We start from the raw sequence: 18779 nt of genomic DNA on the forward strand, positions 1-18779 counted from the left end.
CCCATGCGAATCCTAATCCTGCATCCCAATTTTCCCGCACAGTTTCGCCATGTTGCCACCGCGATCGCCAGCAATCCCAACAACCAAGTGGTATTTGGCACCAAAAACGAACGCCCGGAATGGGTCATTCCCGGCGTAAAAAAAGCCTTATTTAAACCTAGTCGCGACCCCAATCCAAACACCCATCATTATGTCCGACCCCTGGAAAGTGCGGTCCTCTCCGGACAAGCGGTGTTTCGGATGGCAGAACAGCTCAAATCGCAAGGATTCGTGCCGGATATCGTGTACGGGCACTCCGGGTGGGGACCGACGTTATTTGCCAAAGATATTTTTCCCAATGCCCCGTTATTGTGTTATTTTGAATGGTATTACCATGCTTACGGATCCGATGCCAATTTTGACCCGAAAGACCCGTTAACGATTGATGATGTGGCGAGAATTCGGGTGAAAAATTCGCCGATTTTGGTGGATTTAGCCTCCTGCGATTGGGGGATTTCTCCCACCTACTGGCAGCGATCGCAATTTCCCCCGGAATTCCAAAGCAAAATCTCGGTGATTCACGATGGCGTGGATGTAGACTACTTCAAACCCAACCCGGGGGCAAAATTAGTCTTGCCCGAATTAGATTTGTCTCATGTAAACGAACTCGTCACCTATGTGGCGCGTGGAATGGAACCCTATCGCGGATTTCCCGAATTTATCGAATCCCTCGCTTACATTCAGGAAAGACGCCCGAATTGTCACGTGGTTGTCGTCGGTTCCGATCGCGTTTGCTACGGCAAATCTTTACCCAGCGGGGAAACCTACAAAGAACACATGCTCAAAAAAGTCCCCCTAGATTTATCCCGGGTTCACTTTGTCGGCGCTTTACCCTACGGATTGTACTTAAAAGTCATTCAAGCATCCGACGTTCATGTGTATTTAACTCGTCCGTTTGTCTTATCCTGGTCGATGATAGAATCCATGTCCACCGGCTGTTTAGTCGTCGGTTCCGATACGCCACCGGTGCGCGAAGTAATTACCGACGGGGAAAATGGATTGCTTGCAGACTTTTTCTCCCCCAAACAAATCGCCGATCGCGTGGATGAAGTCTTGGATCATCCCACTCGCATGGCCGAAATTCGCAAAAAAGCTCGCGAAACCGTATTAGAGCGCTATGCGGCACAAAACCTCATCCACCGCCACTTACAACTCATTCAAGATGTAGCGACTGGCGTTCTCAACAGCAAGAGTTTCAAGGCATAATTCCAATAATTTTGACGGTGGGCAATGCCCACCTTACCACTACCCTTTAAAAATCAAAATAAATGTAGGGCAACCCTCCTTCCGGGGCAAACATCCACACCGCATATAAGGCGATCGGCACTAACGCAATTTTCAAGGGCCAATTGAGTTGCAATTTTAAGCCGCGATGAACCGCGTAACTCAATCCCATCGATATCCAAATCACCGCAATCAGCACCGCCAATTCCACCCGGGGCAACCCCATACTTTCTAAATACACTTTCTCGGCAAACTGCACGTCGCCGGTATGTTGCCAGAAATGTTCTAACACCCATTGAGCATCTTCCAGGTTGGGAAGGCGAAAGGGAATCCAGGCGAAAAACACCATTGTCTGGGTCAAAACCCATCCCGTTACCATACCGGGAATGGTTTTCCACCAGCGTTTTAAGCCTTCAAATTTCTTTGAAACCACATCGGTGATGCGGTGAATTGCCAAGGCGACACCATGCAAGATTCCCCACAGGATAAATCCCCAAGCTGCACCATGCCAAATTCCCGCCACTAACATCACAATAATTAAGTTGAGACAGGTTCGCGCCAACCCAACGCGCGACCCGCCCAAGGGAAAATACAGATAGTTTCGCAACCAATCTCCCAGAGAAATATGCCACCGCCGCCAAAAGTCGGCAATGCTGGTACTAAAATAGGGAAAATTGAAGTTTTGCGGCAGATTAAATCCCAACAGCATGGCACTCCCGCGCGCCATATCCACATACCCGCTAAAGTCGAGAAACAGTTGCAAGCCATAGGCAAGGGTTGCCAGCCACAAATCGCCGCTACCGGCGCGCTGCATGTTCTCAAAACTCAAGTCTACCAAGATGCCAAGGCGATCGGCGACAATTCCTTTTTTGATGGCACCACAGGCAATCAACCACAGTCCTTCCACCCATTCGTGGGAGGCGGGAAATATCAATCCTCTCAGTTGTTTTTGAAAATAATGATAGCGGGTAATCGGCCCGGAGATTAGTTTGGGAAAGAAGAGTTTGTAAGACGCAAATCTCAGCAATTGTGCCGAAGCCGGTGCGCCGCGATACACATCAACCAGATAGGCAATACATTCAAAACTGAAAAAACTCAGTCCCAATGGGGCGATAATATTGTCGGCAAACCAATCGGCGGTGTCTAAGGCAATGGGAATTTCAAATTGCGTGCCGATTGTGGTGAATAAAAAGGGCACGTATTTGAATCCCAGCAGCAGAAATATGTTAAAGAAAATGCCAATCCATAACCAAAAAAGCCGACGGCGTTCCCAGTTGGCAAAGCGCTCTTGCCAGGGTGGGGAAGCGGTTTGCTGGCGCGGGGTGGGTTCGGATTTTTTGGCGATCGCGCGTCCCAAGCGATAGTTAACATAAATTCCTCCCAGGAGCAAGGGAATGTAAATGGCTTGCAGGGAGGCATAAAAAATCAAACTGGCAATGAAAATCAGCCACAAACGCGATCGCTGTTTGCTGACGCTCCAATACAGTCCTAACAGACTTAATAAAAATACCGCGTAGACAATCGAAATAAAAGTCATCGGATAAATTCAGCGGTGATGGGTGGAAATTCACCAGGGCACAGGGTATCGAAAATCGGAAACGGGAAGTTATTTTGCCTCTTTACTGGAAAGAAGCGGAGCCTCAGATGGGGCGTTCCCAGGCGTAAGCCTGGGAACGAGGGAAATGCCACTTGCTACTCCATTTCCTCTGGCATCAGCGAGATTGTAACTGCGCTTCGAGGGTTTTGTCGATGCGGTGGATGCTTTCCGCCAGATGCGCTTTAGTGGCGGTATCCAAGTTGTCGCCGCGCTTATCCAGGGTTCGATCGAGCTGTTGGCGCAGTTGTTGTAAGTTGTACCATGCCAGAGTCCGCGCTTCATCGGGAACCTGTGCTTTTCGCAATACCATTGCCATCATCATGGCCAGGTGATCGCGCTGCAGGTCGCGACGGACGCTAGAAATCTCGCCCATGTCGTCTTCGGGTTCGATCGCCTCGGTCCAAATTCCGGTTTGCAGGGTATCGAACAACTCCTGGATGGTGAGGGCTTCCCCGGGGGATGCCTTGAGTTCCAGGTCTTGCAAGCGCATCAAGCGCGGATAGGAGAGCAGCGATCGCAGGACAATCCCTTGCAACAGATTGATCCGCTGATGAATGGGATAATCCAAGGGGAACACCACCGGTAGAGACCCCCAGTGATACCAGCGATCGGGGGCTAATTTATTCAACAGTTGCGCGGAGAAGTGCAACGCATCTTTATCAAATACGTATTGTTGCAGCAGTGCCAAACTCTGACGCTGTTTTTCCACCGAGATGGGTTGAAAAGGCAAGCGCCCATTTCCGTCGGCGTGGTTGCGGTTAAACCACTGACCCCCCACATAAAGGGTGGCATTCATGGCGTTGCGGAAATAATAGAAAAACACCATGTCAAACATGCGGCGCACTTCGCTAAAGCTTTCGCCCGTGACCGGATAGCGCTTATCTAGGCGTTCCCACATTTCCCGAGCATTTTCCAATTGCCACTCGGAATATTTCACCATATCGCCGCTGAGATCGAAGGCATTGGCGGCGGGGTTGAGGATATCCATCGTATCCTCATCCGGGGCATAGGCCAAATGGGGATCCTCTCCGGCGCGGGCGGCAATTTCTTCTAATTCGCGCCGTTCCATTGCCGGAATCATTGCATTGAGAGGTTTGTAGCCATATTCGATCGCCCATTCATCGTAGGGGCCGACCACTACGGGGTAAAAATCCCCTTGTTCGCGGTCTGGACCGGCCAAGTTCACGGGCACGTAGTCCATGACTGAAGCCACCAGTCCTTGGCTGCGGGTAATGGTGGTATCGTGCAGTTCTTCCGGTTGGAGCATGGTGCTCCCGTGGAAGTTGTGGCGCAAACCCAAGGTATGCCCGACTTCGTGGGCGGTGAGGAAGGTCAAATACTGATTGATGTACTGTTCCATTTCCTCGCCACTGGGTAGGGCGTTGTGGAAGACGGATAAGCCAAATGCCCCGATGGCTAACTGTTGCGGGGCTTCGATGCCGTAGCACAGGTCGTATTTTTCTACCATGTCGGAGACGAAGGCTCGCACCTGGGCGGGGGGTTCTCCCATGCTGCGATCGCCCATCTGCATGGTTCCCAGGGAGGCATCGGTGGAGACCCCCATCGCCGGCATGCAAGGGTGGCGATCGCCCATCATTTTGCCCAAAAATGCCATTTCGCTTCCGCTGGGTTCTCGTTCCACTAAGCTGCGATACTCGCGCTTGATGCTTCGCACGATATTGCCGTCGATGAGAATATCCGCATCCAGAATTTCACCGGTCAGGGGATTGACCCGCGAGGGTCCGACGCCGGCAAACCAGGACTCGAAGGCGGTGGACCAGCGAATGGTATTGTACCGAATATCTGAGGGATCCCAGGTGGCATCGTCGGGCATTTCTCGCGCTTCTATGGCATTGATAAATCCGGCTTTTTCAAATGCTTTGTTCCACTGTTCGATGCCTTCGGCGATCGCGTCTCGATATTCTAACGGAACCGTGTTTTCGATCCAAAAAACGATCGGTTTTTTCGGGGGAGACAGGCGGGCATTGGGATTTTGTTTTTCTAAATGCCAGCGGTTGATATAGCGAACAAAGGTTTCTTTGCTGCGGCGATCGGATAAATCCTGGTAGGCGGTGATGAAATAACCGACGCGATTATCGGCGAGTCGCGGACGATATCCGTTGTTGACCGGCACTTCGGAAATGCTGTAGTTCACGTGCAGGTTAAATGCTCGGTTGTCGGGCAGGGTTTCCAGGGCGCTCACTTGTTCGTCGCCGCCACTGAATCCATACACGCATTCGATTTCTACGTTTAAGGGGAAGGCTTGGATGCGATCGAAATAGGAGGACTCGCTATCTCGGCTGTAGGAGGCTCCTAAAAACCACGGCATAATCCCGCTTAAACCGGTTAAGTCTCGCTGGTTAATTAGCAGGTTACTTAGGTCTACGAGCAGGCTTTCCCTCTCGGGATGTTTGCTTTCAATGGGTAGGGTGGACAGTACGGAGTCGCTAAAGGAGCGATCGAGCGATCGCTCTACCGGATCTCCCGGACGGGCGCGGAAATACACGTTTCTGACCACAAACTGTAGGTTCTCGTTCACCCGTTTGAAGTAAAATAACATATCCTGTAATGGCATTCCCCGGAACAATCCGCGCTCGCCAATTCCGGATGCTAAGGTCATTACTGCCAGGAAGTTTTTGTCCAGTTGTTCCGGCATGATTTCCATATAAACTTTGCCGGTTTTTTCCTGGTGGTATAGGGTAAATAGTCCTTCTAGTTTTTCGCTGTCTTCCACTACCTCGTCAAACTTTTCTATTGAATCGAGGTCGCTGTGGAAACTCTCCTCCTCTTCGGATGGCGGCGGAGGCGGGTTTTTTTGCGCGGTGTTTCCCACAATTGGCATTTGGCTGATTGCCGGCACTGGAACCATGCTCCAGGTCACTGGCATCAGGAAAAATGCTAGAAATAAAATTAAGAAGGTTTTCAGTCTTGAGCGATTGCTTCTTCGCGGCTTCGGTCTTGGCAAGGGAACAGTTCTCGCCAAAAATTGCCTCAGTTTCCCGAGGATGCGCTTTCGGAAACTCCCTAGGGATGTCAGTTTTTTCATCTGGCGATGCATTAATCTTCTCTGTGTTTTGAGTGGCTACTACATCTCGGTGGCAATCTGTCGGCAATGGAGGGGCTTAGTCTGGAATTGCGCGGCCCGAAGGCAAGATTGACACAGGAAATTTAAGAATTTACAATTTATGGATTGTCAAGTCTTAGTTTCGGTCCGCTGTCGCGGCTTTTTCGCCTGAGTGAGTGCGACACTGTGCCGCTTTTTCGGCAGTGCTGAAGGCTCCTGACAAGGTGTCACTCCGGCAAGTTACCGACGCGATCGCCTCGGTGGTTATGGGATCTAATTTACAAAAAATTTCGGTTGAATGCCTCAAACCATCGGCGAACCTCCTGTTATATCGAGCAGCTATCCCTCCCGGAGGCACCCCGACTCGCACTTCAGTTGCCCCTCCAACCGCATTGGGTTGGGCGCTTCGCCTCTGAATGGTGGCGATCGCCTTTGGGGGTTGTGTAGATCTGCACCCGCGCTTCTGGCATCGCCTCCTCCAGTGGCGACAGGGCAGATTGCCCGGTTTGTCTCTTGGTGGGGGATAAGCGCCTCGTTCGTTAACCGGATCTCGCGATCGCTTGCCACTCCAGAAGCTTCGCTTTTCCAGCCAAAACCCCTGCCTTCCCCTTGGGCATTCCCTCTGGGAGAGCAGCAATCCTCACCGCCAATTTGCTTGCTTTTGCGTTTTCTGGCTTTGGCTGTTAGGCGATCGTCTGTATTCTCTTATCTTAACCTGTAGCCACCCTTGTCGGTTTGATTTTATTGTAAAGAATTTTTAAAGATTGTTTTTCAATCCCGCCTTGGATTGGTTGAATAAACTCGCTATAAAAAATATATTTATCCTGCCAAAAATCCAGCGATCGCAATTCCAAATCCGTCTCATTTATTCCCCTTCAACCCGGGCTTGTTTTTCAATAAATCGATGACCGGGTATCCCAATTTTACCGATGAAATTGTCGGTTTTTTATCTCAGCCTCGTCCCCCTGAAGGTGCGGAAAACTTCAGGGGAATCAGACCCGATCGTTCACCCCCGATCTGTATTCACGCCTTCTTCTGGCCCATTGGGGGAATCCGATGCCGGCGAGGCGTCGTCTATCGCCTCGGTTTGGGGTTGTGAAGATGCATCGGCAGGAATTCGGGTCTGGGAATCCGAGGCAAATGAGGGAGAAGTATTCCGATTGGTGCGCGCCGTATCCGGTTCGGCTAAGGGAGGCGGTGGCGGGTTGAGCAAAATTTCCCAAGCTTCCACTTCTCGTCTGGCGCGGGGATAAACGCTGGAGTAATAGGGAATGATTTTGGCGATGTTGACAGCAGCTTCGAGATTGTAGGTGGATTGGTCTTGGGCGAGGGACAATATTCGTTGACTCCAATCATCGATCGCCGCATCGGCGCTAAAGCGTAAGGAAGAACCGGAGGAAACCCGATTGGCAATTTCGATCGCCCGCAGCAATTCTTGCGGCGTCTGGGCTAAATCGCCGATCCGATAGGCTTCGTCGAGGGTTTCGCGATCGCGGATTTCTTGTTGCCAACCTTGAATCGCCGATTGGGCTTCATCGTAAAGCGCCCGGTTGGGGGGAATGGTTTGCGCCATCGAAATCGCGGCTTTCACATTTCCTAACTGAGACAAACTCCAGGCGCGATCGAGAATCGGTCGATCTTCGAGCCGTTGAATTTCCAGTTGCCAATCTTGGATTTTGGCTTGGGCTTCCTGATAAAGGGCGCGCCCTGGAGCGATGTTGCGCGCTGCATTAATTGCCGCTTCCAAAGAGGGGCGATCGCCATAGCGCGCCAATTGTTCGGCTTGTCTGAGGTAGGGGCGGTCCTCGGTGCTTTCAATTCGACTGCGCCAGCCATCGATTTCCGACTGGGCTTTTTCCCATACGGGGTTATTTCGCTCCACCTGTTGCGCCTGAGCGATCGCCGCTTTTAAATCGCGCATGGTGCCGCCCTGAGCCAGTTGTTGCGCTTCTTCTAAATAGGCCACATCTTTGATGCTATCTTGCCACTGGGCAATTAACTGTTGCGCTTCCCCATACAGGGGACGAGTCGGACCGATAAGACGGGCTTTGGCGATCGCATCGGATAGAGAACGCACCGTAGCCCGCGCGGCGATCGACCGTGCCCGCACCAAATCGATTAAATCGTCCGCCTCTTTTTTCACCGAGCTATTGTAGGGAACTTGGCGGGCAATATAAATAGCATCTTGCCAATCTTTTTCTTCCACCCGCTCCCGTGCTAAGTCCAAAATTTGCTTGGCAAACTCGGCAACTAGAGAGCGAGATTTCTTATATAATTTGCTGCTTGGCTCGATTTCCTCGACAACTTTTATCGCTTCTAAGATATCTTTGAGTTCTCCTTTTTCTGCCAGATTGCGGGCTTCATCGAGGGTTTGACCTTCTTTTCGCGTCGCTTCGATAGACTGATTGAGCGCATCGTACTTGGTGGTTTCCCAGTAAGTATTGCCCACCACGGTCAATTGTCTCATCAAGCGAATAGCCTGACCCCAGTTTTCCTTTTCCAACTCGGACTCGGCTTTTTTATAAATTTCTTGCGCTTCATTCCAAATCGATTGCCAGCGTTCGATGCGTTCTTCGACTAATTGAGCGGCTTCAGTATTGCTCGGAACCTGTCGGGCGGTGGCGATCGCTTCGGTGAGCTTGCCCTCCTGGAAGGTATGTTCTGCCAAATCCAACAACTGTTCTGCCCATTTTTGGATTTGACGATTTAATTCCGGACGCAGGGGGTGATCTTGGGGCAGTTGATTCACTTGGGAGATCGCTTCGAGCAACCCCTCAACCGTTTGCTCGGATGCTGCTTTTTGGGCGCAATACATATGCTCCGAAGCCGAGATCATGCCCCATTGATTATTGTTACAATTCGGCACAGCGGGAAGTTTTAACAGCATCATCAGCGCGCCGCCCCCGAGGGAGCCACAGAGTACCAATGTAAACAGTCCCCAGAGTTGCCAGCTTGTCAGCCATTTCAACACCCGGGTGCCCATCTGTTCTCCTTGGGATGTCCGAGGACTGCTGGCGGCGCGGTGGGGAGTTTCCGAGTCGCGATCGCGGCGGTTTTTGGGGGAGCGATCGCGGCGGGAATCTCGATCGCGACCCGCACCACCAGCCCCACCTGCGGACCGTGATGACGAGGAGAAAGGATTCGCAGCTCGGGGATGATTTCCCGCCTCCGAAGACCTTTCGATCGGCCAGTGCTTTGGAATTTCGCGATCTTTTGTCATAGCTCACCCGAACCGCATGTGGTGTACCTTTGGGACGTTCAAACCCCCGATCGCGCCAGTTGCGATCGCGGCCACAGTTTTCCGATCCCGCGTGCCGAGACTGACGTTGAGCCGATACCATTCGGCCTGAGTCAAGTCACACCCATTGTACATGGGATTTAAGCTAGGGGTCTCGACCGAACCGAGCATTTGAGAATTCACTGTAGCCTCTAGGAGAATCTACATTGCTGCCAGCCACTTTTCCGGTGGTTGACTAAGGCGCTGTTGATTTAACTACGAGTAGATGAGCCACCCTGGGAAGCCGATCCCTACCCGCAATTCGCGGGCGATCGCTCCTACCATATCCATTACAATTTTCCAATTTTTCTCCCCCTAGATTGTTAACCGGGGGGGGTGGAAATGTGCAAGGAGGAAAGCAGATTTAAACTTATTCTAGAGGATTCGCTTTTGATAACTATCCGAGCAAGACAGAAAACCTCACCGTGGTAAAGTTGTGGGCAAGTTCGGCTTTGTGAAGCGAGGGGGAATTCACTTGGGTTTCCCCCAGGGCGGGAAAGCCGGTGTGGGTGGGCGCAAGGGCGGGTAGGAGGGGTCTGACCTGTGGCGATCGCCCGCCAACACAGACCAGATCCGCTTATGAATGCTCCTCCACCTGCTATGGGAGAAAAAGAGAGTGCGGCGAATCTCGTTCAATGGCGGATATGCCCCCCTCCAGACCCCAGATTAGGACTCTGCCTGCAGTGCCACAATCAAGTCGGCGAGTTGATCGCTGCTGGCGGTATAAATTTCCCCGCAAAAATGACAAGTCGCCTCAGCGCCATCATCTTTTTCAATCATGTCTTGCAGTTCGTCTTCGCCCAACAATTTCAACGCTCTTAACATCCGCTCTTCCGAGCAACCACAGTGAAAGCGCACCATCTGGCGTTCCGGTAAAATAACCAGCCCCATGTCGCCAAGCAGTTCTGTCAAAATTTCGCTCAAGGATTTACCAGCTTGCAACAACGGTGTAAATCCCGACAGACTCGCCACGCGCGATTCCAAGGTTTCCACCAGTTCTAAATCCTCGGCGGCTTTTGGCATCACCTGTAGCAAAATGCCACCGGAAGCTTGTACCCCTTTGGCTTCCACAAACACGCCCACCACCAATGCGGAGGGGGTTTGTTCCGATGTCACCAGATAATGGGCCACATCATCGCCAATTTCTCCAGAGACCAATTCCACGGTACTGGAATAGGGGTAGCCATATCCCACATCTCGGACCACATAGAGATATCCCGGACCGACGGCACCGCCCACATCCAGTTTTCCTTTCGCATTGGGGGGCAGTTCCACATGCGGGCGATCGACATAACCGCGTACTGTGCCATCTAAACCGGCATCTACGAGAATGCCTCCGAGGGGTCCTTCTCCCTTGACGCGCAGGTTGACCCGCGAACCCGGGCGCTTCATACTGGAGGCGAGTAGCAATCCGGAGGACATGGTGCGTCCTAAAGCCGCTGTGGCTACATAGGAGAGCTGGTGCCGTTGGCGCGCTTCTTCGGTTAGGCGCGTGGTAATGACTCCCACCGCTCGAATCCCGCCCTCAGCCGCCGTGGCTCTAATCAGTTGATCTGCCATGCAAAAACCTTACAATTCTTAACAAGTCACCTTTTTATATTGTAAGAGTCCCGCTGGGTAGGAGGGGGCGATCGGGGGTGGGATGAGGAGTTTTTCTCCCCGTTCGGTATGGGGGAATGGCATACTGAAAAAAATGACTTCCACTGGCGGATAAGCTGAGCCGATCTATGTTAGGGACTTTTCAACAAACCAGCCTGAGAATTGAAGTGGACGCACCTGCAACGGCGATCCGGGATAGTATCCTGCGTCCGGAACAGTTGCAGGAGTGGTTATGGCCGCAACGCACCCGCGAAAAGCTGCCAGAGCAGCTTTATGAAGGATTGAGTTACACCAGCGCGATCGGGCCTGTTTTAATTCACCACCGCATCGATCGCGCCGAACCCCACTGTTTGCGAGTGTTGTTGAGTCAGGGAATTGATGGGTTTCACGAGTGGTACTGGGGCGAGGGTTGGGTGCAGTCTCGTTTGGAAGGGGTTTCCTTGCTGCCACTCAGTTTGAGCCATACGGTGAATCTGTTGCGTCTGCGCGAGTTTCTCAGCCATAAAAATCGGCAGCATGCCGAATAATCGGTGATGCTGCCTGGGTCTGGCGCGATCGCGAACCTAAGCTGTTTCCATCCGAGAAGGGGGTTAGTTGGTGCTGGCGATCCGTTCTCGCTCTTGGGCGACGACTTCGTTTAATCCCACTTGTTCGAGTAAGGAAAGGCGCTCTAAGGCGATCGCCCTATCGTTGGCCGAATCTTCATAGGCGCTGGAAATCGCTTTGAGAGCGTCATACCATAGGCCCTCTTGTGCGTACACTGAGGCCAACTGGCGATCGCTCCCGGTTGCTGTGGGTTCGCTAGGGGATTCCCCCGCCGCTTCTAACTCTAAGGGCGCAACTCGCTTAATCCACGCCTGGGCAAACACATCGCTCGATCGCCGTTCTTCATTGCACAGCACGCTCACGGACCAGCGATAGGTTTTCCCCTCTTCCAACTCGGGCAAGTCTTTCGGCATCGCAACTTCCACGATTCCCGTCGGTGCCCCAGCAATTTTTTGCGTGAAAATTGGGGTGGGGACCCCGGCTTCTACCAGTGCAAACTCCATATCCGCCGAACTTTGCTCCGACAAATGCCAATAAAAGCTCGGATGTCCCGAAGCGGTTACGCCCACGTGATTGTCCGGAACCAGCAAGGTCAGCCCCACTGCAACCGAATCGTTACATCCGCGCGACCCCGTCCCTCGACTCGTCTCCGGCGCATCTAAGTCCCCGGGAGGTTTATAACTCAGTTCGGGTTCCAATGCCACCGCAGGCGCGCTTCCCCCTAAATGAACCCAGGGGTGCCCCGATTTCTCATTTAAGCTTGTTTCTATTGTCATCCCCGTCTGCATCAGCGTCATGGATGCAGTAACGGTTGCTACGCTAACCAATAGGCGCACAAACCTCATAAAATTAGACTCCTTTTAAACTCTATCAATGGTAAATTGAAATCTGCTCGATCGCACCAAGCTTACCCTGTCCTAACATCGCACATTTATCAGTCCAACTGTTGCCCATATCTTCCGTAATTTTAACGAGAAAAATGGGCTAGCTTACACCCTTATCTCTGTATTTTACACTATCTTAGCCCAAAATGCCTGAAAAGTAAGTTAAGCTTTTCCGGCGGCTTTTTCATCCTTTATCGGAAGTTTTTCCGCACTTGCTTGGGGCAGAACTAAAAACTGCTAGAGAAATTACTTATACCCTTTTTCGATAGAGAGAGGTTAGAGTTAGTCTCCCCGACTCGCCTCAAAGACGCGCGCCGATCGCGTCTCTACAGGAGGCGCAACCGGGAATCCTCTCTAACCGGAAAGCATGAAAAAGGGAGTTTTTTCAACGAGTTTAGCTGGGTTTAATCGATAATTATTTTGCCGGAATTCAATATAAAATTTCGCGATTTTCGAGCATTTTAAGTGTTCTAAAATGTTGGATTTTATCGCATTTTTTAAATAAAAAGGGGAGAGAATGGCGGGTGCAAGTCTCTGTTTGTACAGCATAGAATGTGAAGCAGAAATCACTGACAGGGTATTGGAGAAGCCTGTTTCACAACCCCTCATCAAGCAAGACTTGATAGAGGGTGACGGGTTGCTGACGTCCTTTTAAAAGGGCACTGCCGAGGAAGTGGGTGCGGAACTTATCTCGAATGTAGGAATAAGTACCTTCGCTAATCAGGATCCGGCAAATGCCTCCTTCCAAAGCTTTGTTATAACTTTCCAGACGGGCGGCGACATTGACGCTATCGCCAATGGTGGTATAGTCTTCGCGATCGCGACTGCCGAGGCTGCCAATCACCACAGGCCCAGTAGCGATACCCACTCGCATAGTGACAATCGGGCATCCGCGCGCTTGCCATTGCTGATTGAGCGATCGCAACGCTTTCGCCATCGCCACCGCGCAAGACACTGCCGCGATCGCATCTGCTGCGACTTCCTCCTCGGTGGTGCGCTCGATGGGCACCCCAAACACCGCCATCACCGCATCCCCAATAAACTTATCCACCACCCCCCCATATTCCAGCACCAAACCAGCCATCGCCTCCATATACTCATTCAACCAACACATCAGCAGCTCTGCATCCGTCTCCTCAGCAATGCTGCTGAAATTCTTAATATCCGTAAACAAAACCGTTGCCCGAACCTTGCGCCCCAACAATCGACCTTCCTTCAAAATTTGATGGCGATCGCGCCAAATCGCCTCAGCAATTTGCGGCGTCACGTGACGCCCAAACAAATTCATCACAACTTCGCGTTCGTGGCGCTCCACAGACGCCACATAAGCCACCATCACCACCACCGACCCTCCAAATCCGAGCAATGGCGGCACCACCGGCACCCACCACCCGTGCAAAAACAAACCAAATGAACTCCCCCCCAACACCCCAACAGCCAACACCACTCCCCCCAGCAAACGAAAGCGCACCAAACTTCCACCTAACACACCACCCACCAAACACCACACACAAATCCACAGCACCTCGGCAACATCGTCCCACACCCGAATCAAAGCGCGACCCTCTATCCCAGCACTCAAAATCTGACTGATTAAATTTGCCTGAATCTCCACCCCCGTCGTCTGTTTAGACGCACCAAAAAACCGACTGCTGTAAGGCGTATCAAAAAAATCATTCAAACTCACCGCCGTCGGCCCAATCAACACGATGCGATCGCGCGCCCAATCCGGCGGTATCCTCTTCTCCAGCACATCCATCACAGACACCATTTCAAAACTCCCCGCCCCGCCCCGAAAATTAAAAATAATCTGATATCCCCCTGCATCCGCCTCCACATAACCGCCATCATTGGGTTGAAACTGACGAAACACCGCATCCCCAATCTGCATGTAATCCGGATTCACATCTGCCGCTTTTGGTTCGATTCTGGAGGCATCGAGATAAATCAGAGCCAATCTCAACCCCAAACTCTCCAAAACCCTGCCATCTGGCGCTTTCACAAACAGCAATCCCCGGCGAATTTTGCCATCCCCATCCACCGGCACGTCATTCGACCCCACTTGACCCAGTTCTTTCAAAACCCGAGGACCTGCCACGCCTTCGCCATTTTCATCCCCCACCACCTTCTCAATCCCAATTAAATTCGGCGTAGATTCGAACACCTGCACCAAACGCTCGTACCCGGGTTCCACCGGCAAATTGCGATAAATATCTAATCCGATAGCGCGGGGTTGCTGTTGTTTGATTTCTGTCAAAACCTCTGCCAGTACGCCATCAGGAATCGGCCAATCGCCGATCGCATTGATATCCGACTCGTTAATCCCCACGATCGCTACTCTGTCATCCCTCGGTTCGGGGGGTCGCCACTGGAAAAAGCGATCGAGAGCCGCCCATTCCAAAGGCTGCAACCACCCAGCAAAGCGCATCGCGACTACCAATGCGGCAACGATAGGCACGGACATCGCTTGCCCACGCCATTGTTCTAGAGTGCGTGACGCAGTTCTTACCAGTTTTGCCATGACCCAACTCATCCCGACTCCGCATCAGGCACCCTACGCACCCTGCGCGATCGCGCCATAACTTTTTTCAGCAGCGGGATCCGTGTCATTCAAATTCTCAACACCTTAAATCGATTGTCTCATTCAACCAAAGGGTCTCTCCATACCGGCTCGCGATCGCTCATGCAAGCTTCTGCGATTCTAACTTGCCAGTTAAACAAGGAACTAGAACAGCAATTGAGCGCTCTAACTCCAAACCCTGGTTTGTGCTGCCAAAATCCCCGATTAGCACCTCATTAGAAACGCAAAATTGATAATTGATAATTGTCAATTGTCAACTGTCAATTATCATCAGGTTCGCACAGGTGTAGAGAGGGTGCTTCAGGGCGATGCTGCGGTAGAATGCCGAGGAGGGTGCGACCATCCTCCGTGACTTGGATGCCATTTGCTTCTTGAATTGCCAACCCGACTTTCCAAGAGCGGCGATCGCGAGAAAATTGCCCGACACCCCATTCCTCCGCAAAGACAGAAGTAACCCGACCTGGGGTGGCTTGCGAAACCCCAGCCATCTCCCTCAATCCTCTCACCTGCGTCACCGCATAAGAGTCCGAAAGTGCATTGTCAGGGGTAGCGGGAATTCCACCGGTGCCGATGAGTGTAAAACTGCCGCGATCGCGAGAACCGCGTGCCAGACAGCTCGTTGCTACCACCGTCTCGGGAGAGACAAACTCTGTAGCTAATTGAGCCAATCCCTCCAGTAAATCCACATCCGGCGTATTAATCTCCACCGTCCCGCTAAACTGCGCCCCGAGTTCGGAACTGGCGGTGATATCGCTTTCGGAGGTAGGAAAATCGCGAAACTGCGTGCCAAAAATCCCTTCTGCGGCGATCGCTACTCGACCCCCGCGCCCCACCAGAGCATTCGCCGTAATGTCGCTATTTTCCAAAGCCACCAAAGTCTCCACATCAATCCCAATATTCCCCCCATCCGCATTCCCCGCATCCGTCGTAATGCTACTCCCAAAGCGCAACTCGAGGCTGTGAGCCTCCAGAGTAATATTCCCCCCAGTACCGCCCACCGTACCAGCATTAATCGCGCCGCCTGCTTGCAATTCGATCGCCCCCGCATTCACCGACAGAGTACCCGCATCGCCAGACTCCACGCTGTTGACGGAGATTTCTGCCCCCTCTCGCACCTGCAGGCGATCGGTGTTAATTTCCAAATCCCCCGCCATTCCGCTCGCCGCCAGGGGTAGCAAATCGCTGCCAGAGGTAGCAAACAACCCACTGCGACGAAACCGCCCTAGGCTGGAAGTGCCGCTTAACTCGATAGCCTCTGAGGCGTTCACAGTTAAACTGCCCCCAGCGCCCGCCCCCTCAGTCGATGCAAAAGCGCCCGCCCCATCGCGCACCACGAGCGATCGCGTGGAAATCCTCAAGCTCCCCGCCGGCGCACCGCTAAAGGTAGAAGTTCCCAATGCACTGGCGACTCGACCATCCTCCGCCACCCCGCTCAGCTCCACGGATTCCCTGGCATTGACGATTAAATTTCCCCCAGGGCCGCCCAGGGGAATCGCTCCACTTCTGGCGATCGCCCCACTATTGGTTAATATCTGTCCCCCAGCAGTCAAAGTCAATCGTCCGGTGTCAATCGTAATATCTCCCGCCTTTCCCGTCCCCCCAATGGTATTGCTAAAAATCCCCGTGGCAACCAAGCTTCCCGCCGGCGTGACTCGCACTTCCAGGGTATCGGGTATTTTCAGGTTGATATTTCCTCCCTGACCCACCCCCAAAGTGACGCTCGAGAGTTGTGCCCCATCGCGCAAAATTAACTGCGGAGCATTCATCTCGATATTGCCCGCCGCCCCAGTTCCCAAACTGCCACTAAACAACCCCGATGCCTCGCTCTCCACCCTTTCCGTGGCATTCACAGTCAACTTTCCGCCCAAACCCGCGCCAAACGTACTCGTGGAAAGCGCCGCCCCCTCTCGTAAAATTAACCTGCCAGTGTCGATTCGCAACGAACCTGACGCTCCCTCTCCAGCCGTTCCCGTAAATAACCCATTGCTTAACTGTCCCAGCTTCAATTCTCCCGCTAAAGCCCCCGCAATAAAGGTTTGTTGAAAAGTTTCAAACCCACTGCCAATCAGTTCCACCGAGTCGCTGGCATTCAGGGTCAAATTCCCTCCGTCACCACTGCCAAAAGACCGCGCGGAAACCACTGCCCCCGGTAACAGTAAAAATTGTCCGGTGGTAATGCTTAAATCCCCGCCTGCACCCGTTTGAGTGGTGTCGCTGACGAGGCTACTGGGAAATTCTCCTCGTCCACCGCTACCGCTAATTTCTACTCGTTCCGCAGCGCGGATGGTCAGGTTTCCCGCATCGCCGCTACCGTCGCTGCTGGTGGAAATCACTGCACCATCGCGAAGGATGAGTTGTTGGGTCTCCAGGGTCACGTTACCCGCCGATCCGCTGACAATACTCGGGCCATATCGCTCGCGCAAGGCATCCGGTCCGTCGGTGGCGGCGGAAACAATGCTGCTGGCGATCGCATTATTCGGTGATGTCCCGCTGACTTCCACCGATTCCGTCGCCCGGATAATCAGATTTCCCCCTGCACCGCTGCTGCGCGTTCCCGAAATCACTACCGCACCATCTCGCACCACTAACCGCCGCGTCTCAATAGTTAGCTCTCCCGCATCCCCCGCCGCACCCGCCGCATTCGCCAATCCTAACGGATCTGCGCGAAATACTCCGCCCCTGAGTTCCACTAACTCTGTGGCACGAATGCTCAAGTTGCCGCTGTTTCCCGTTCCAAATGAGGTGGCGGCAATAATGCCATTATCCACCTGCAATTCTCTCGTGGTTACGCTCAAGTCCCCCGCATCTCCTTGTCCCACAGTCTGTGATGAAATCGATGAAACGCTTAACCCGTCGGGAGAAGTGCCGATGACTTCTACTTTTTCCGTGGCATTTACCCTGATGTTGCCTCCCGCGATCGCGCCTTCGGTAATCGCCGCAACTTGGGAGCCATCCCGCACGGATAGAATGCCTGTTTCGATTGCAATATCACCGCCACCAATTCCACTAGTATTTGCCGCCGCTTGTCCCCACAGTTGGATGCTTCCTCGCGCGTTAGGGTCGTCAGTGGCCTCTAACGCACCATTTTCCCCCATTCCAATTTCCCAATTTCTATTGCCCCCAGATACCAGTTGAAGCTCTCCTCCCGGCGCATTTAAGTGTCCTCCCGGTAATAAAATATTCCCCCCAAACAATCCAATTGTTTCCCCCGGGTTCACTTGCAATCCCACGATTTTACCCTCGGCGTTGGTGCTGACGGATTCATTGACAATATTCCCCGGATTTGAACCCAATCCCAAGCCAATCGGTACGCTATTGGTAAGCAGGGGTTGCGGATTATTTTCTGTGGCGCTAAACCGGGTCTGGTCTGCAAAGGTAATGCTCTCTCCAGTTGAGGCAAAAAATGACCCGCCGATGTTCAGTTGCGCGTTCGGCCCAAAGGTTATTCCGTTGGGATTGAGTAAAAATAAATTCGCATTCCCGTTCGCGCGCAGTATCCCATCAATCCTGGAAACCCTCCCCCCGGTAATCCGCGTAAAAATATTTTGAATTTGCCGAGCATTATTAAAAAATGCTGTCCCTTCTGTGGGTATGGAAAATTCCTCGAAGCTATGAAATAAGTTGCTCCCGCGCTCTGTGCCTCCTTCAATAATGACGGTATTTCCCTCTGGTGTAACTATTGTGTTTTCCGGCAGGGTTCCATCGGGCACTATTTGTGCGGTTAGCGGTAAATGAATTGCTATCAATGCGATTCCTGCAATTCCCACCGATGTCAAACAATCGTTTTTCATCTTTACTATCCTCATAAGCTATCAATAACCGGAAAGTAGATAATCGGGTATTTTATAAACCCACCAATGTCCTTTGTTCTTTGTTCTTTCTCCTTTCTCTTTTCTCCTTTCTCCTTTCTCCTTTCTCCTTTCTCCTTTCTCCTTTCTCCTTTCTCCTTTCTCCTTTCTCCTTTCTCC

At 52.3% G+C, this 18779-nt stretch carries 10 protein-coding genes; 2 read left to right on the forward strand and 8 right to left on the reverse strand.

Going from position 1 to position 18779, the window contains the following annotated elements; translation table 11 throughout:
- Positions 1 to 3: 3 nt before the first annotated feature.
- The gene (locus AC0QH1_RS23670) at positions 4 to 1245 is read left to right on the forward strand and encodes a glycosyltransferase family 4 protein (RefSeq protein WP_324633836.1); all 1242 of its coding nucleotides are present in this window, start codon (positions 4 to 6) and stop codon (positions 1243 to 1245) included.
- 46 nt (positions 1246 to 1291) lie between these two features.
- Here AC0QH1_RS23670 and AC0QH1_RS23675 read toward each other — a convergent pair whose 3' ends face one another.
- From AC0QH1_RS23675 to hslO, 5 genes are all read right to left on the reverse strand, one after another.
- Complete coding sequence (locus tag AC0QH1_RS23675) at positions 1292 to 2800, reverse strand: MBOAT family O-acyltransferase (RefSeq protein ID WP_324633837.1); 1509 nt, start codon at positions 2798 to 2800, stop codon at positions 1292 to 1294.
- 175 nt (positions 2801 to 2975) lie between these two features.
- The gene (locus AC0QH1_RS23680; RefSeq protein ID WP_324633838.1) at positions 2976 to 5747 is read right to left on the reverse strand and encodes a zinc-dependent metalloprotease; all 2772 of its coding nucleotides are present in this window, start codon (positions 5745 to 5747) and stop codon (positions 2976 to 2978) included.
- Between the two features lie 1183 nt (positions 5748 to 6930).
- Positions 6931 to 9144, reverse strand: coding sequence for a hypothetical protein (locus AC0QH1_RS23685; protein WP_324633839.1), 2214 nt, complete (start codon positions 9142 to 9144; stop codon positions 6931 to 6933).
- A gap of 3 nt (positions 9145 to 9147) precedes the next feature.
- The gene (locus AC0QH1_RS23690; protein WP_324633840.1) at positions 9148 to 9345 is read right to left on the reverse strand and encodes a hypothetical protein; all 198 of its coding nucleotides are present in this window, start codon (positions 9343 to 9345) and stop codon (positions 9148 to 9150) included.
- 522 nt (positions 9346 to 9867) lie between these two features.
- A complete protein-coding gene (gene hslO / locus AC0QH1_RS23695; protein WP_324633841.1) occupies positions 9868 to 10761 on the reverse strand; it encodes an Hsp33 family molecular chaperone HslO in 894 nt (297 codons plus the stop codon).
- Positions 10762 to 10928: 167 nt separating this feature from the next.
- On the opposite strand from hslO, the gene AC0QH1_RS23700 reads away from it, so the two are divergent.
- Complete coding sequence (locus AC0QH1_RS23700; RefSeq protein WP_324633842.1) at positions 10929 to 11327, forward strand: hypothetical protein; 399 nt, start codon at positions 10929 to 10931, stop codon at positions 11325 to 11327.
- A 63-nt stretch (positions 11328 to 11390) separates the two neighbouring features.
- Here AC0QH1_RS23700 and AC0QH1_RS23705 read toward each other — a convergent pair whose 3' ends face one another.
- The 3 genes from AC0QH1_RS23705 to AC0QH1_RS23715 all read right to left on the reverse strand — a co-directional run bounded on the left by AC0QH1_RS23705 (position 11391) and on the right by AC0QH1_RS23715 (position 18602).
- Positions 11391 to 12191, reverse strand: a complete 801-nt coding sequence (locus AC0QH1_RS23705; RefSeq protein WP_324633843.1) for a DUF928 domain-containing protein — start codon at positions 12189 to 12191, stop codon at positions 11391 to 11393.
- A 634-nt stretch (positions 12192 to 12825) separates the two neighbouring features.
- On the reverse strand, positions 12826 to 14751 hold the full coding sequence (locus AC0QH1_RS23710) for a CHASE2 domain-containing protein (RefSeq protein ID WP_324633844.1): 1926 nt from the start codon (positions 14749 to 14751) through the stop codon (positions 12826 to 12828).
- Positions 14752 to 15071: 320 nt separating this feature from the next.
- Complete coding sequence (locus AC0QH1_RS23715; RefSeq protein WP_324633845.1) at positions 15072 to 18602, reverse strand: two-partner secretion domain-containing protein; 3531 nt, start codon at positions 18600 to 18602, stop codon at positions 15072 to 15074.
- Positions 18603 to 18779 lie beyond the last annotated feature (177 nt).

This window comes from Phormidium sp. CCY1219, from assembly GCF_055795085.1.